The organism is Streptomyces sp. NPDC093065, assembly GCF_044754585.1.
GTDB lineage: Bacteria > Actinomycetota > Actinomycetes > Streptomycetales > Streptomycetaceae > Streptomyces.
This window is the reverse complement of sequence record NZ_JBIVPJ010000018.1, coordinates 1-15,606: the sequence shown is the minus strand read 5'-3', so window position 1 is coordinate 15,606 and position 15,606 is coordinate 1. Positions and strand designations below refer to the sequence as shown.

Genomic DNA, 15,606 nt, shown 5'->3' with positions numbered 1-15,606 from the left:
GCCGGGGTGACGGCGCCGGGCGGCCCGTGGCCGGCTACGGCAGGGTGACGGTGAACGTCGTGTCGCCGTAGGAGTGCTGGCGGCCGCGGACCTCGTAGGCGGCGGTGGCCCGCACGGTGCCCGCGCCGGCGTCGGCGGGGACGGTGACGGGGATCCTCATGTTCGCGCCCTGACCGGGGTTGAGCGCGGGCACGGTGACCTCGGTCGCGCTCCAGCCGTCCGGCAGGTCGAGGGAGAGGCTGCCCGCGGGCAGCCGTACGTCGTTCTGGCTGACGACGCGGACGGTGACGGTGGTGGTCCGCCCGGCGGGCAGGGAGGCGGGCGCGGTGACGGTGACCGGCGCGCAGACTCCGCCGAGCCACTGGAGGTCGAAGGAGGAGTAGGTGATGTGGTCGACGTTGCCCCGCTCCCACAGCAGGCCCATGCCCGGGTTGGCTCCCGTGCCGTCGCCGAGCGGGGTGAGCGTGGAGTAGGCGGCGGCGCCGGACTCGACGGTCCTGCGCACCGGCCAGGTCTGCCCGTTGTCGCAGGAGAGGCGGACGGTGAGGTTGCTGCGGCTGCCGGTCGTCGCGGTGTTGCTGAACATGAGCCACGAGGCGCGCGGGTGCGAGGCGTCCACGTCCGGCGCGAAGCGCGTGACGGAGCCGTTGTTGGCGGGGTCGGGCAGCTCGGTGTCCTGCTGGAAGGGGGTGTAGGTGACGCCGCCGTCGGTGGAGTAGGCGACCGTGCGGTAGGGCTTGGAGCGGTTGTTGAGCATGACGCGGCCGTCGGACAGTTCCACGGTCTTGTTCTCGTCGCCGCCCGGGCCGACGGGGGTGCCCGTGTTCCAGGTGGCGCCGTGGTCGTCGCTGTAGGCGCTGACGGCGTAGTTGGCGCCGTCCTTGCGGATGGCGTACTGCTGGACGAGCCGGCCCTTGTGGGCGCCGTGGCGCAGCTGGATGCCCTCGCCGGAGGCGGCGAACATGCCGCCCCAGGAGGGGTCCTTGATGTCGGCGGTGATCCGCTCGTGCTTCCAGGTGAGGCCGTCGTCGTCGGAGTAGCTGTAGTCGGCCTGGAGGACGTCCGGGTCGCTCTCGTCGTTGCCGGTGGCCGAGCCGAAGAAGCCCTGGTTCACGGCGGCCGCGTAGAAGAGGAAGACGCGGCCGGTCTCGCGGTCGACGAGGAGGCTGGGGTCGCCGTAGCCCTTGGGGGCGGCGTCCTTGCGTACGACCTGCTGTGCCTGCCAGGTGGTGCCGCCGTCGGTGCTGCGCCTGAGGACGACGCCGATGTTGCTCGGCAGGTCGCCGAGGGTGGGGCGGGCGTCGTAGGCGGCGATCAGGGTGCCCTCGGTGGTCCGGGTGAGGGCGGGGATGCGGTAGTACGGGGAGCCGGTGCCGGCGGTGGCGAGGTCCTGCGAGGCGAGGGCGCCGGCGGCCGCGGCGGCCTTCCGCGGGGAGTCGGCGCCGTGGGCGGCGGGGACGGTCGTGCCCAGGACGACCAGGGCGGCGGTGCCGACGGCCAGGGTGACTCTTCGCTGCATGAACAGGCCTCTTCTCGGGTGAGGGGTCAGGCGAGTTGGGGGTCGTGCAGTGCGGTCGGGGCGGTGGGAGCGGTGGGGACCTCGGGGCGGGGTGCGGTGAGCAGTTCGCGCACCCAGTCGAGTTGGGCGCGGCGGTGGTGGCCGCCGCCGCCCTCGTGGCCGTTGAACTCGTAGACGCGCAGGTCCTTCGGGCCGCCGTAGCGGTGGTAGGCCGCGAAGCTCGTCGAGGGCGGGCAGATCTCGTCCATCATCGCGATGGAGAACAGCGACGGGGCCGTGGCGCGGGCGGCCAGCAGGGCGGCGTCGACGTAGGACAGGGTGGTGAAGACGGTCTCGGTGCGGTCGCGGTGCAGGCGCAGGTACTCGGCGACCTCGGTGTAGGGCGGCCGGGCCGCGACCGTGGCGCCGCGCCGGATGTCGCAGAGGAAGGGGACGTCGGGCATCGCCCCGGCCAGGCCAGGCACGAGGCCGGCCACCGCGAGGGCGATGCCGCCGCCCTGGCTGACTCCCGTGACGACGACCCTGTCCGCGTCCACGGCCGGATGCTCGCGGGCGGCCTCGACGAAGCGCACCGCGTCCGTGAACACCCGCCGGTAGTAGTGGTCGTGGGGACTCTCGACGCCGCGGGTCAGGAAGCCGGGGACGGTGCCGTTCAGGGCGGCGGTGTCGGGGGTGTCGCCGCCTGCGGTGGACCAGCCCTGGCCGCGGGTGTCCATGACGAAGTGCGCGTAGCCGGCGTTGGCCCAGAGCACCTGTTCGTGCGGCAGGCCGCGGCCGCGGCCGTAGCCGAGGAACTCCACCACGCAGCCGAGCGGTCCGCTCGTCCGGGCGGGCAGGTGCAGCCAGCCCTTGACGGGCTCGCCGGCGAAGCCGGGCACCGTGACGTCGTGGGTCGACACCTCGGTCAGTCCGGTGTCCACGGGCGTGAAGCCGGGTGCACCGCCGGCGTTCCGGGCCTCGCGGAGGGTCCGCTCCCAGAAGGCGTCGAGGTCGGCGGGCTCGTCGAGGTCGGGCCGCAGTGCGAGGCACTGGGCGAGAGTGAGGTCCGTCAGTGGCATGGAGGGGCCCCGGTGGGTGAGGCGTGCGCGCGGCGCAGCGCGGAGGAACGGGCGGGACCGGCCGGACCGGACCCGACGGGGAGAGCGGTTGCCCTCATCAAGAGCAGACGTCTGATGTCTGCTGATCGAGGACATTAGAGATCGGGGCGGCGACCGTCAAGTGCCCGGGTTCAGGGGGCGGGAGCGGCCCGGCCCGTCGGCGCGCGCGAAAGAGGCGCCCCCGGCGGGGCGCCTCTTTCGCCGGCCGCGTCCGGTTCAGCGCCGGGCGCGGGCCTCCTCGATCCGCAGCCGCACCGGCGCGTAGTGCTCGGCGAGGGCCGCCGCGAACTCGATCGGATCGCGGTCGCGCACGGCGTCCACGATGCGCTGGTGATTGGCGATGGTGGCCGCCTCGTGCTCGCGGGTGAACACGTCGAGATGCGGCGCGACGATGACGTACACGTCCCAGAACGCCGTGGACAGCTGCCCGATGAGGTCGTTGCCGAGCGGGGCGAGCAGCAGGGTGTGGAAGGCGCGGTCCGCCTCGACGAACCCGTGCCCCTCGCCGGCGCCGGCCCGGCGCATCTCCTCCACGTGCGCGTCGAGGCGGGCGATCTGCTCCTCGTCCAGGGAGGAGACGAGCCGTTCGGCCATGCCCCGTTCGAACAGCTCGCGCACCTCGATCAGGTCGCTCATCACCTGGAAGTCGTCGTCGGGGCTGAGCAGGCCGCGGAAGGTGAGGCTCTCCACCAGGGCGGACAGACTGAGCCTGCCGACGTAGGTGCCGTGCCCGTGCCGCACCTCGACGATGTCGAGCGCGGTGAGGATCCTGATCGCCTCCCGCACACTGGACCGGCTCGCGCCGAGCGCCTCGCACAGGGCGGGCTCGGTCGGCAAGGGATCGCCCGGGCGCAGCTCGTTGCGCAGGATGTAGGCCTTGATGCCGTCCACGACCTCCTGCCGCAACGGCTGTCGTGCCGTCTTGGGCTCCGGCACCGTGTGCCGAATCGCCCTTTGCCCCACCGCCACCTCTTGACCCCTCTCACTTGCCCGGCTACGTTCCCACGTTATCAAGCATCAGACATCAGACGTCTGATGCAGCCGTCGGTGAGGCGCCGACCACATCCGCCTCCTCCACCTTGCTCGACTCTCATCTCCCGCCTGGAGGACTCCTTGTCCGCGCGCAGTGCAGCCGGCGTCTCTCGCCGCACCTTCATGAGATACACCAGTGCCATCGGTGTGGCGACCGCCGTCACCACGGGCCTGACGGCCTGCGGGGGCCCTGCCTCCAGTGGAGACGGTACCGGTGACTCGGGCAGTGGCGGCGACACCATCGAGGCCGGCCTCTCCTACCCGCTCTCCACCGGCTTCGACCCGATGATCACCTCGGGCGCGACCCCGTACGCGGCCAACATGCACATCTTCGAGGGGCTGGTCGACCTCGACCCCGCCACGCTCGTCGCACGGCCGGCCCTGGCGACCGAGATGCCCAAGAAGATCAACGCGACGACCTACCGGGCCACCCTGCGCGAGGGCGCGACCTTCCACGACGGCTCGGCGGTCACCGCGGACGACGTGGTGTTCAGCTTCGAGCGGGTCCTGGACGAGGCGAACGCCTCGCTGATGGCGCAGTTCGTCCCGTTCGTCGACCGGGTCACGGCCGTCGACAAGTCGACGGTGGAGTTCAAGCTCAAGTACGCCTTCGCGCTCTTCCCCTCCCGCATATCCGTGGTGCGGATCGTGCCGAAGAAGATCGCGGGCGCGGACGCCAAGTCCTTCGACGCCAGGCCGGTGGGCTCGGGCCCGTACAAGTTCGTGTCGGCGGTCCGCGAGGACAAGATCGTCATGGAGGCCTACGACAAGTACAACGGCCCCCGCCCGGCCAAGGCCAAGAAGATGGTCTGGCGGCTGATGTCCGACCCGTCCGCCCGGGTCAGCGCGCTCAAGTCCGGCCGCGTGCAGGCCATCGAGGACGTGCCCTACATCGACGTCAAGGGCTTCACCGGCCAGGACAAGGTGGAGTCGGTCCAGTCCTTCGGGCTGCTCTTCCTGATGTTCAACTGCGCCGACAAGCGGTTCACGGACAAGCGGGTGCGCCAGGCGCTGCACTACGCCCTGGACACCGAGAAGATCATCTCCACCGCGCTGCTGGGCAACGCCGAGGCCGCCTCCGGGTACGTTCCGGCCACCCACCCGGACTACCACAAGGCCGCCACCGTCTACGCGCACGACCCCGCCAGGGCCAAGAAGCTGCTCGCCGAGGCGGGCGTGGGCAAGCTGTCCTTCACGCTGATGCTGACCGACAACGGGTGGGTCAAGGACATCGCGCCGCTCATCAAGGAGAGCTGGGCGGCGGTCGGTGTCGACGCCAAGCTGGACATCCAGCAGTCCGCCGCCCAGTACGCCGAGATCGACCAGGGGAACTTCGACGCGCTGGCCGCGCCGGGCGACCCGTCCGTCTTCGGCAACGACGCGGACCTGCTACTGCGCTGGTTCTACTACGGCTTCTGGCCCGAGAACCGTTACGGCTGGAAGGGCAGCGACGCCTACAAGCAGACCAAGTCGCTGCTCGACAGGGCCGCGGCCGAGGCCGACGAGGCCAGGCGCAAGGAGCTGTGGGGCCAGGTGACCGACCTGGTCGCCGACGAGGCGGCCCTGTACCCGATCCTGCACCGCAAGCTGCCCACCGCCTGGCGGGAGGGGGCGCTGACCGGGTTCAAGCCGCTGCCCACCACCGGGCTGTCCTTCCTCGACGTCGGCCGGGGCTGACTCCGCACGCCCCAGGCCGCCGGGCCGCCGCCGCGCCACCGCGGGCGGCGGTCCCCGCCCCAATCGCTAGGAACCTCACGATGGTTGCATTTCTCCGGCTCGCGCTGCGCCGCGTCGCGATGATGCCGGTGATGGTCCTCGGCATCGCGCTGCTGGTCTTCGTGGTCCTCCAGTTCTCGCCGACCGACCCCGCGTACAACGCGCTGGGCGAGTCGGCGAGTCCTCAGGCGCGAGCGGCGTTCGCCGAGGCGAACGGACTCAACGACCCCCTGCCCGTGCGCTACTTCGCCTTCCTGGGCGATCTGCTGCGGGGGGACCTCGGCGTCACGATGTCGCCCAGTCAGCCCGTCACCGACCGGATCGCCACCGCGTTCCCGCTCACGCTGCAGCTGACGCTGCTCGGCCTGGCGCTGGCCGTGGTCCTCGCGCTGGTCTTCGGCGTCCTGAGCGCCGTGTACCGCGACCGCTGGCCGGACCAGGTCTTCCGGGTGCTGTCGATGGCCGGCATCGCGCTGCCCTCGTTCTGGATCGGCGTGCTGCTCATCCAGCAGTTCTCGCTGAACATGCCGCTCTTCCCGACCGGCGGCTACGTCAACCCGGCCGACTCCTTCTCCGGCTGGATCGAGAGCATGACGCTGCCCGCGCTCTCCCTCGCCCTGCCGGTCGCCTCGTCGCTGGCCCGCCTCATCCGCACCTCGATGGTCACCGAACTCGACCGCGACTACGTGCGCACGGCCCGGGGCAGCGGCCTGCCGCCGTTCCTGATCATCCGGTCGGTGCTGCGCAACGCCCTGGTCACCCCGCTGACCGTGCTCGGCGTCAAGGTCGGCTACATGCTCAGCGGCGCCGTCGTCATCGAGGCGATCTTCGACCTGCCCGGCATGGGCAAGCTGATCCTCGAGGGCGTCAACGGAGGCGACGTCGGACTGGTCCAGGGGACCGTGCTCACCATCGCGATCGCCTTCCTCGTGGTCAACGTCGTCGTCGACCTGCTCTACCTGCTCGTCAACCCGCGCATCAGGACGGTGTGATGTTCGCTCCACGCTCCCTCGCCGGGCACCTCGCCCGGCCCGGCACCCGCCTGCGCCGGCTGCCCCTGTCCTCCCGGATCGCCCTCGGGATCCTCCTCGTGGTGGTGCTGGGCGCGGTGTTCGCGCCGCTGCTCACCCAGGATCCGCTCGCCACCGGAGTCCCCGCCCGGGCGCCGGGCGCGGACCACTGGTTCGGCACCGACCGGGCCGGCCGCGACGTGTTCGCCCGGGTCGTGCACGGTGCGCGCTACTCCCTGGTCATCGGGCTCGGCGCGACCCTGCTCGCCCTGGTGCTCGGCTCCGCCCTGGGCGCGCTGGCGGCCACCTCGCGGAGGCTCGCCGACGAGTCGGTGATGCGCACGCTCGACGTCGTCATGTCCTTCCCGCCGATCGCGCTGGCCGCCGTGCTCGTCGCGGTCTTCGGGCCCAGCGTCCCGGTCATCATCTTCACCATCGCGTTCGTGTACTCGCCCTCGCTCGCCCGCGTGGTGCGGGCCAACGTGCTGGAGCAGTACGGCGAGGACTACGTCGCCGCCGAACGGGTCGTCGGCGCCCGCCGCGGCTACATCGTGGCCCGGCACGTCGCGGTCAACTGCGCGGCACCGGTACTGGTGTTCGCGACCGTCATGGTGGCCGACTCGATCATCTTCGAGGCGAGCCTGTCCTTCATCGGCGCCGGTGTGCAGGACCCCGACCCGAGCTGGGGCAGCGTGCTGGCCTACGGCCGGCAGATCCTGCTGTCCGGCGGCTGGTGGGCGACCCTCTTCCCCGGCCTGTGCGTGCTGGTCACGGTGCTGGCGCTGAACGTGCTCTCCGAGGGCATGACGGACGCCGCCGCCTCCCCGGACAGGTCCCGCACCGGCGGCACCGGCACCGACGACAACGCCGCCGACGCCGCCGCGCCGGCGGCCGACGAGAGCGAGGTGAACGCCGCGCTCGCCGAACTGGCGGCCCGGCTGGAGGCCGTGGAGCCCGCCGTGCCGCCGCTCGCCGGGGACGCGGCCGAACTGCTCGTCGTGCGCGACCTGTCCATCCGCTTCCCCGACCGCTACGGCGACACCCGGGTCGTCGACGGCATCTCCTTCACCGTCCGCGAGGGCGAGACCCTCGGCCTGGTCGGCGAGTCGGGCTGCGGCAAGTCCGTCACCAGCCTCGCGGTCATGGGCCTGCTGGCCCGCAACGCCGAGGCCGACGGCGAGATCCTCTACCGTGGCCGCGAACTGCTGAAACTGGGGCCGAAGGAGCGCCGGGCGCTGATGGGCCCGGAGATCGCCATGGTCTACCAGGACGCCATGTCGTCCCTGAACCCGTCCGTGCTGATCGGCACCCAGCTGAAGTGGCTCACCTCCCGCGGTGGCACCCGCACCCCCGCCGAGCTGCTCGAACTGGTGGGCCTCTCCCCCGAGCGCACCCTGCGCAGCTACCCGCACGAGCTGTCCGGCGGGCAGCGCCAGCGGGTCCTGATCGCGATGGCCCTGTCCCGCGGCCCGCGCCTGCTCATCGCCGACGAGCCGACCACCGCCCTGGACGTCACCGTGCAGGCCCAGGTCGTCGAGCTGCTGGTCGAGCTGCGCGACGAACTCGGCTTCGCGATGGTCCTCGTCTCCCACGACCTGGCCCTGGTCGGCGACCTCGCCCACCGGGTCGCGGTCATGTACGCCGGGCAGGTCGCCGAGGCCGGTGACACCCGCGCGCTGCTGACCGACCCGGCGCACCACTACAGCCGGGGGCTGCTCGGTTCGGTGGTCTCGCTGGAGTCGGGTGCCGGGCGGCTGCACCAGATCCGCGGTGTCGTACCGGCCCCGAAGGCGTTCGGCGCCGGCTGCCGGTTCGCGTCCCGCTGCGCCGCCGCCACCGGCCTGTGCGCCACCACCCCGCCGCCCGCCACCGACCGCGGCACGGGCCCCGACCACCTCTTCGCCTGCCACCACCCGGCGTCCCCCCACCGGCCGGCGTCCGCGAACGGATCGGCCAAGTCGCTGGAGGGCGCCCGATGACCGCCACCGAGGACAGCACCATGGACCCACTCGTCCGGCTCGACCGCATCCACGTACGGCACCGGGCCCGCAGCGGCGGCATCCTGCGCCGGGACGCCGTGCACGCCCTCACCGACGCCTCCCTGGAGGTCCGTCGCGGCGAGATCCTGGGTCTCGTCGGTGAGTCGGGCTGCGGCAAGTCGACACTGGCCCGCGTGGTCACCGGACTGCAGCGCCCCACCGAGGGACACGTGTACTTCCGGGGGCAGGACCTGTGGACGATGGGCGCCGCCGAGCGCCGCAGCGGGTTCGGCGCCGCCGTCGGCGTGGTCTTCCAGGACGCCTCCACCGCGCTCAACCCGAGGCTGCCGGTGCGCCGCATCCTGCGCGACCCGCTGGACGTGCACCGACGCGGTACGCGGGCCGGGCGCGAGGCCCGGGTGGAGGAACTCCTCGACCTGGTCGGGCTGCCCGGTCACACCCTGGACGCGCTGCCGGGCCAGCTGTCCGGCGGTCAGCGCCAGCGCGTGGCCATCGCCCGCGCCCTGGCCCTGGAGCCGGAGCTGATCGTCGCCGACGAACCCACCAGCGCCCTGGACGTGTCGGTGCGCGCCCAGATCCTCAACCTGCTGGTGGACCTGCGCGCCCGGCTCGGTCTCGGCATGGTGTTCATCTCCCACGACGTGCAGACGGTGCGCTATCTCGCGGACCGCATCGCGGTGCTGTACCTGGGCCGCGTGGTCGAGGAGGGCGGGGCCGCCGAGGTCTCCGGCGCCTCCCGTCACCCGTACACCGAGGCGCTGCTGTCCGCGACGCCGAGCCTGCTGGAGCGCCCGGAGCGGATCGTGCTGCACGGCCCGGTGCCCTCGGCCACCAACCCGCCGTCCGGCTGCCCGTTCCGGACCCGCTGCTGGAAGGCGGACGACGCCTGCGCCACCGCTTTCCCGGCGGCGGAGGCTGCCGGGGGCCATCGGTGGCACTGCGTCCACCCTCAGGAGGGCAAGGTCCCCGTCGAGGGGGTGGCCGGCGGCTGACAGGTATCGGCCGGCCCGGGGCGGGGCATGCGTGTGATGGCACTCCCCCCGCCGGGCGCCGTGCGGCACGACGGCCGGCTGATACGAGAATGGTTCCATGAACGCACTGGTCCGGCACCCGCCCTGGGTCGAGGTGCTGGTCTGGTGCGTGGCGGTGCTGAGCCTGACCGTGCTGGCCGCGGCGGCCGTCGTCCGCAGTACCGTGCTCGACCCCGGGTTCTACGGCCAGGTACTGGAGGACGAGCGGGCCTACCAGCGCTTCTACGACGAGGTGCTGGTGGACCCGGGCAGTACGCCGTTGACGAGTGATCTGCTGGAGCGGCTGCCCGTGCCGCAGTCGACCGTCACCTCGAACCTCAAGGTGGTGATCCCGCCGGAGACGCTGCGGACCATGGGCGAGGGGCAGATCGCGGAAGTGGTCCACTATCTGGAGGGCGACCGCGACCGGCTGCGGATCACGGTCGACCTGGAGCCCGTCGTGGCGAACGTCGAGCGGCTCAGCCAGGCGTACTTCGGTGATGCCGTCGCCGCGCTGCAGAAGCGGTCCGAACCCGACTTCCAGGCCTTCGTGCAGCGCCTGTCCGAGCTGGTGGCGCGGGTGGTGGCCGGTGAGGCTCCGCTGGACGAGCTGCCGACGCTGCCGCTCTCGCACGGCCAGGCGGCCGCGGCCACGGACGCGCTGATGCGTCTGGTGCCGGACGGCGCGACGCACGACGGCGTCAGATCGACCGTGCGCACGGCGCTGGACCGGGGCGACGTGGCCTCGGCCCTGGCCGCGATCGCCCCGGTCGCCCTGACCGACCAGGTCCGGGACGCCGCCGAGGAGCTGTTGCAGGAGGCGAGACAGGGCACCTGGGTCGTGACCGTCGATCTCGAACCCGGCACACAGGCGCTGGCTCCGCTGGACCGGGCCCGGGGCGTCACCCGGCTCTTCCAGGACGTGGTGGAACCGGCGGCGGCCGTGCTGTGCGCCGCCGCGCTGACGCTGCTGTGGTTCCTGACGCCCTCCCCCGCCAAGCGCCGGCTGATACCGCTGGGCTGGGTGCCGGCGGCCGCCGCCTCCCTCATGGCGCTCACCGTGCTCCTGCTGCGGCTCACCCTGGGCGACACGCTGTTCGGCACTCCGGCGTCGTGGCCGCCGGCGGCCTCGGGGCTGCTGGCCGACGTCGAGGCCGCCGCGCTCGACCGGCTGCTGACCACCGCCGTCGTGGTCGCGGTGATCCTGCTCGCCGCGGGTGCCCTGCTGATCACCGTCGGCTGGGTCTGGCAGACCCGGCCCAGCGTGCCGGTCCTCACCGACCCGCGGCACGTTCCGGCGCTGACCTTCGCCGTCACCGCCGTCGCCCTCGTCGGGACCATGCTGGCACCGGTGGCGATCACCGGCTCCTCCCCGCGCATCTGCCAGGGCAGCGCCGAGCTGTGCGACGCCCGCTACGACGAGATCGCCCAGCTCGCTTCGCACAACGCGATGGCGACGACGGCCGACCGGTTCATCGGCCCCCTGCAGGACCCGGACATCGTCGGTCAGCTGGGCGCCGGGGTGCGGGTCCTGCTCCTCGACACCCACCGCTGGGAGCGGCCCGAGGAGGTGGCGGACCGGTTGAGCACCTCGGACTTCTCCCCCGCCGAGCGCCGCCGGCTGACCTCGATCCTGGAACGGGTCAACCCGCCCCACTCCGGCCTGTGGCTGTGCCACTCGGTGTGCGGCGCCGGCGCCCTGGAACTGGAGCCGACGCTGCGGCAGATCGGCGAGTGGCTGCGGGACAACCCCACGGAGGTCGTCACGCTGGTCCTCCAGGACGGCGTGGACGCGGTGACGACGCAGGAGGCCTTCGTCCGGGCCGGCCTCTCGGACCTGCTGTACGAGCCGGACAGGGACCCGGACCGCCCGTGGCCGAAGCTCAAGGACATGATCGACAGTGGCCGGCGGCTGGTGGTCTTCGCGGAGAAGGCCGACGGACCCGCGCCCTGGTACCGGAACCTCTACCGGTACGCCATGGAGACGCCCTTCGCCTTCCGCAGCCCGGACGAGATGTCCTGCCTGCCCAACCGGGGCGGCTCGGACAAGCGCCTGTTCCTGCTCAACCACTTCGTCACGGCGGGCGGCGGACTGCGCCTGGACGCCGGGGTCGTCAACTCCCGGCAGCGGGTGCTGGAGCGGGCGCGCACCTGTGAACGGCAGCGGGGCAGACCGGTCAACTTCGTCGCGGTGGACTACGCGACGATCGGTGACGCGCTCGGCGCGGTGAACGAACTCAACACCGAGCGGCTGAAGGACGACGGTCCCCGGGTTCCCGTGGAGCGCTCGCCGGGCCGGCTGGAGGGCGCGGCGGAAACCCGGCGGCGCGGTGGTGCTCCGCGCCGCCGGGCGGGCGACCGCTGACCGGTCCTGCCGGCCGGCTCCGGTTGGTGGCTCCTACTGGCCTGTTCCTACTGGTCGATCTTGAACTGGGAGCCGGGTTCTATCCGGACGTCCCCCTCGGCCGAGTTGGTGATGGTGACGTCGGTCAGGGTCGCGCTGCCGCGGGCGCCGCCCATCGCGAGGATGCCGGAGCCGTTGTTCGACTTGTCGATGCGGACGTTCTCGATCTTCACGTCCGGCATCGCGCCGCCTCCCGTCTTGAACTGGATGCCGTCGTAGGTGGAGTCGAGGATCTCGGTGTCCCGGACGGTCACGCCCGGGATGTCCTGGCCCTGCGCGAAGAGGGTGATGGCGCCGAACTCCTGGTCCTCGTTCCAGAACGCGCCGCCGGTGCGGTGCAGGGCGTTGCCCGCGATCAGGGTCTGCCCGGAGAAGGGCAGCGGGTCGTGGTCGGTGGCGAGCATGATGCCGGGGTAGTTCATGGTGTCGGAGACGACGTTGTTCTCGATCGTGTTGCCGTAACCGCCGTACACCGCGATGCCGTTGGCCCGCCACGGCAGCTGGACGGTGTTGTTGCGGAAGTGGTTGTCGTGGCCGACGTCCACGGACGTGTCCTTCACGTACTTGTTGGCCCAGACCGCGAGCGAGTCGTCGCCGGTGGTGCGGAAGGACGAGTTGTAGACGGTGGAGTTGCGGGTGCCGTTGGAGAAGTTGATGCCGTCGGCGTAGGTGTCGCGGATGCGCATGCCGGTGAACTCCAGGCCGTCGGCGGGGCCCCACAGTTCGGGGATGTTCGAGTAGTCGCGGCCGACCCAGACGCCGACGTTGGCGTGCTCGATCCACACGTTGCTGATCTTGGTGTTCTTGCCGAAGCGGCCGTTGAGCCCGACGCCGCCCTCCTGGTTGCCGTCGCCGCCGCGGATGGTGCCGGAGCCGAAGATGGCGAGGTCGGAGATCTGGGTGTTGTCGTCGATGTCGAAGCCGAAGTTGCCCTCGTGCGGGTGGTTGATGCCGCCGGCCTCGTGCGGCGGGGTGAGGGTGTAGAGCTGGGAATGCCACATGCCGGCACCCCGTACGGTGACGTCGCTGATGCCGACCTGGTTGTACTGGCCGCGGTTCTGCGGATCGTCGGTGAGGATCTTCTGTTCCTGGCGCCACTGTCCGGCGGGGATCCACACGCAGTCGATCCTGCCGTTCTGGTCGTCGGTGACGGCGCGCTGGATGGCGTCGGTGTCGTCGAGTCCGTCACCGGGGACGGCCCCGTACTCGGTGATGGAGGTGCACTCGGCGGGCTTGGTCTTGGCGGGCGCGACCTGCTCCAGGTCGATCAGGTCGATGACGTAGAACGCGGCCGAGTCGCCCGCGTCTCGCTGGAGGCGGAACTCGGTGCCCTGCGGGAAGGTCCGGTCCAGGAGCGCGTGGGACTCGTCGAAGAGGCGGCGGGCGTCGCCGCCGGGCCGGTTGGTGAGGCCCTCGGGGTCGTCGGTGCTGCCGTAGAGCCAGCTGTGCTTGGACGTGAGGTTGAGCTTCTGCACGAACTCGCCGTCGGCGTAGAGGCTGATGGTGGCCTCGGCTCCGCCGCCGCCGGGGGCGTCGGGGACGGAGTTGCGCACCACGATGGAGTTGGTGGGCGTGGTGGACGTGAACTCGACGTACTCGCCGGTCGCGTCGAGCCGGACGGACTTGCGGCCCGAGGACTCGGTGCCGAAGTTGGTGTGCCCGAAGGTGCGCTTGGCGTCGGTGGTGAGCAGGGTGCCGTCGTAGCGTCCGTCCTCCGCCTCGTACTCGGTGTACGGCACGGCGGCGCCGCGTCCGACGACGAGTGACTTGGCGAGCACGTTGTTGTTCTCGTTGGTCTCGGCGACCCGACCGGTGGCGTCGGCGGTGGCGGTGAGCGCGACCCCGCCGCCGGTCGCCGTCCAGGTGCCGCTGATCGGCACGTCGACGGTGGCACCGGCCGCGACCTGCCCGGTGGTGCCGTCCAGGGTGGTGGAGCCGGCCTGGACGCGGGTCACCGTGCCCGCCTCGACGGCGCTGGTGCCCCGGTTGTGCACGGCGACGGTGAAGGAGACCTTCGCGCCCACCGCCGGGTTGGCGGGGTTGGTGGTGATGGAACGCACCTCGAGGTCGGGTCCCGGTGCCCGTTCGACGACCAGCCGGTCGGTGGCGGCGCGGCTGTTGTTGGTGTCGTCCAGTTCGGCGACGGTGTCACGCGGGTCGACGACCGCGGCGACCGCGTAGCTGCCGGCCGTATGGGTGCCGGTGGAGACGGGGACCTCGGCGGACTCGCCGGGGTCGAGTGCGGGGACCGCGGCGCTGCCGGCCGTCGTGCCCTCCACGGTGACCTCGGCTGTGGTCGCGGCCGAGCGCGCGGTGCCGGCGTTGCGGACCGTGGCGTCGACGGTGACCTCGTCCCGCTCGTTCGGTGCGGCGGGCGACCAGTCGAGGCCGGTGACCGTGAGGTCGGGCGCGGGCGCGGCGGTGCCCAGGACCTGGAACTCGGCGACCTGGCCGCCGGGTGCGCCGGTGTTGGAGAAGAACCGGAGCCGTACGTCGCAGACCCGGCCGCCGACGGGGATGGTCACGGCGTTGTCCTGGCCGGGGCTGAAGGCGTAGTCGGCCCGGTCGCGCAGCGAGGTGAAGCCGCTCTCCCCCTGGGCCCGGCCGAGCACCTGGATGCTCTGGGTGCGGGCGGACCACACCGGGTCGGGGTTGAGCTTGACGACGACGCCGCTGACGTCCGCGTCGGCGCCGAGTGCGACGGTGAGGTCGGCCGGGCTGCCGGCGGCCTCCCAGTACGTGGAGGTGGAGTCGTCCGTGGCGTTGGCGGCGACGTAGTTCTGGGTGGTCGAGGTGGCCTCGGCGGGCTTGTTGCGGGCGAGGTTGGTGCCGGTGGGCGGCGGGCCGGTGTCCACGTCGTCGCCGTACACCTCGAGTTCGGCCAGTTGCGCGGCGTTCCAGCCGGTGTTGCCGGTGATGTCCACGCGGACGTAGCGGGCCTCGGCGGGTGAGTCGAGGTCGACGGCGACGGTGCCCGCCTGCGCCGGGCCGAACGCCCGTGCGTCCGAGGCGTCGAGGGTGTGGAAGGCGGAGCCGTCGGTGCTGCCCCGCAGGGAGAGCGTCTGGGTCCGGTTCTCCCAGCCGGCGGGCAGTTTGAGGACCACCCGGTCGACGTCGCGGGCGGTCCCGAGGTCGACCTGCAGCCACTCGGGGAAGGTGCCGGCCGGTCCTTCCCAGTAGGTGGCCTGCTGTCCGTCGGTGGCGTTGCCCGCCGGGTAGGCGCCGTGCGAGCCGCCCGCCGTGGCGGGGCGGCCGAGGGCCAGGTTGACGTCGGCGGCGGCGGTCACCGGCGCCGTTGCCGCCCGCGCGGTGACGGCGAGGGGCAGGGGCAGCAGCCCGACCGTCATCAGCCCGGCGACGGCGGCGCCCGTGAGCGTCCGCCGGCCGAGGGATCTCCGTCTCATGGGGGTCCTCTGTTCCGTGGGGAGTCGGGGAGGGCGCGACGGTCCGGCAGTTGCGGGGAAGCACCGACTCTGCGCGCCAATTGAGCAGGACAGTCGATTCTTTGCGGAAAGCGCGTCATCAGGTTTCTAGCGCGTTACCTGTTTGTCAACGGTCGCGGTTGAGACCGGAGTTGAAGCGTAAGCAGCTTGCGTCGCTTACGAAGTGCTTGCGCAGCACTTGAACAGGCAACCAGGCCCATGGATGGGCGGAGTGGACCGTTGGAAGCTCGCAACGCACGCAAGCTGTGCACGGTGGAGAGAAAAGAGAAGGGGCGGGGGGGGGGGGGCCGGGGGGGGGGGGGGGGGGGGGGGGGGGGGGGGGGGGGCGGGGGGGGGGGGGGGGGGGGGGGGGGGGCGGGGGGGGCCCGGGGGGGG

General features: G+C 72.2%; 9 protein-coding genes. 5 read left to right on the top strand and 4 right to left on the bottom strand.

The genetic code is table 11. The features are described from left to right. Positions 1-34 precede the first annotated feature (34 nt). From ACIQFU_RS27130 to ACIQFU_RS27120, 3 genes are all read right to left on the bottom strand, one after another. Complete coding sequence (locus ACIQFU_RS27130) at positions 35-1,519, bottom strand: exo-alpha-sialidase (protein ID WP_402554791.1); 1,485 nt, start codon at positions 1,517-1,519, stop codon at positions 35-37. 26 nt (positions 1,520-1,545) lie between these two features. Next, positions 1,546-2,577 carry an acetylxylan esterase gene (locus ACIQFU_RS27125; RefSeq protein ID WP_402554790.1) on the bottom strand — a complete coding sequence of 344 codons (1,032 nt, stop codon included), beginning with the start codon at positions 2,575-2,577 and terminating at the stop codon, positions 1,546-1,548. Between the two features lie 255 nt (positions 2,578-2,832). Further along, the gene (locus ACIQFU_RS27120) at positions 2,833-3,585 is read right to left on the bottom strand and encodes a FadR/GntR family transcriptional regulator (protein WP_402554789.1); all 753 of its coding nucleotides are present in this window, start codon (positions 3,583-3,585) and stop codon (positions 2,833-2,835) included. Positions 3,586-3,771: 186 nt separating this feature from the next. Here ACIQFU_RS27120 and ACIQFU_RS27115 point away from each other — a divergent pair, with 186 nt between their 5' ends. From ACIQFU_RS27115 to ACIQFU_RS27095, 5 genes are all read left to right on the top strand, one after another. After that, positions 3,772-5,325: an ABC transporter substrate-binding protein gene (locus tag ACIQFU_RS27115; RefSeq protein WP_402554788.1), complete on the top strand. Its 1,554-nt coding sequence runs from the start codon at positions 3,772-3,774 to the stop codon at positions 5,323-5,325. An 80-nt stretch (positions 5,326-5,405) separates the two neighbouring features. After that, complete coding sequence (locus tag ACIQFU_RS27110) at positions 5,406-6,356, top strand: ABC transporter permease (protein ID WP_402554787.1); 951 nt, start codon at positions 5,406-5,408, stop codon at positions 6,354-6,356. Beyond that, positions 6,356-8,353 carry a dipeptide/oligopeptide/nickel ABC transporter permease/ATP-binding protein gene (locus ACIQFU_RS27105; RefSeq protein ID WP_402554786.1) on the top strand — a complete coding sequence of 666 codons (1,998 nt, stop codon included), beginning with the start codon at positions 6,356-6,358 and terminating at the stop codon, positions 8,351-8,353. The genes ACIQFU_RS27110 and ACIQFU_RS27105 overlap by 1 nt, the downstream gene beginning before the upstream one ends. After that, a complete protein-coding gene (locus ACIQFU_RS27100) occupies positions 8,350-9,366 on the top strand; it encodes an oligopeptide/dipeptide ABC transporter ATP-binding protein (RefSeq protein WP_402554785.1) in 1,017 nt (338 codons plus the stop codon). The genes ACIQFU_RS27105 and ACIQFU_RS27100 overlap by 4 nt, the downstream gene beginning before the upstream one ends. 97 nt (positions 9,367-9,463) lie before the next feature. Beyond that, positions 9,464-11,749 (top strand): hypothetical protein, encoded by a 2,286-nt coding sequence (locus ACIQFU_RS27095; protein WP_402554784.1) that lies wholly within the window; start codon positions 9,464-9,466, stop codon positions 11,747-11,749. Between the two features lie 47 nt (positions 11,750-11,796). On the opposite strand, the gene ACIQFU_RS27090 is transcribed toward ACIQFU_RS27095, so the two are convergent. Further along, the gene (locus ACIQFU_RS27090; protein WP_402554783.1) at positions 11,797-15,192 is read right to left on the bottom strand and encodes a CARDB domain-containing protein; all 3,396 of its coding nucleotides are present in this window, start codon (positions 15,190-15,192) and stop codon (positions 11,797-11,799) included. Between the last annotated feature and the right edge of the window lie 414 nt (positions 15,193-15,606).

Coding starts and splice junctions, on each gene's coding strand:
- ACIQFU_RS27125 (WP_402554790.1), bottom strand. CDS start 2,577: ATGCCACTGACGGACCTCACTCTCGCCCAGTGCCTCGCACTGCGGCCC.
- ACIQFU_RS27100 (WP_402554785.1), top strand. CDS start 8,350: ATGACCGCCACCGAGGACAGCACCATGGACCCACTCGTCCGGCTCGAC.
- ACIQFU_RS27115 (WP_402554788.1), top strand. CDS start 3,772: ATGAGATACACCAGTGCCATCGGTGTGGCGACCGCCGTCACCACGGGC.
- ACIQFU_RS27095 (WP_402554784.1), top strand. CDS start 9,464: ATGAACGCACTGGTCCGGCACCCGCCCTGGGTCGAGGTGCTGGTCTGG.
- ACIQFU_RS27105 (WP_402554786.1), top strand. CDS start 6,356: ATGTTCGCTCCACGCTCCCTCGCCGGGCACCTCGCCCGGCCCGGCACC.
- ACIQFU_RS27090 (WP_402554783.1), bottom strand. CDS start 15,192: ATGAGACGGAGATCCCTCGGCCGGCGGACGCTCACGGGCGCCGCCGTC.
- ACIQFU_RS27130 (WP_402554791.1), bottom strand. CDS start 1,519: ATGCAGCGAAGAGTCACCCTGGCCGTCGGCACCGCCGCCCTGGTCGTC.
- ACIQFU_RS27110 (WP_402554787.1), top strand. CDS start 5,406: ATGGTTGCATTTCTCCGGCTCGCGCTGCGCCGCGTCGCGATGATGCCG.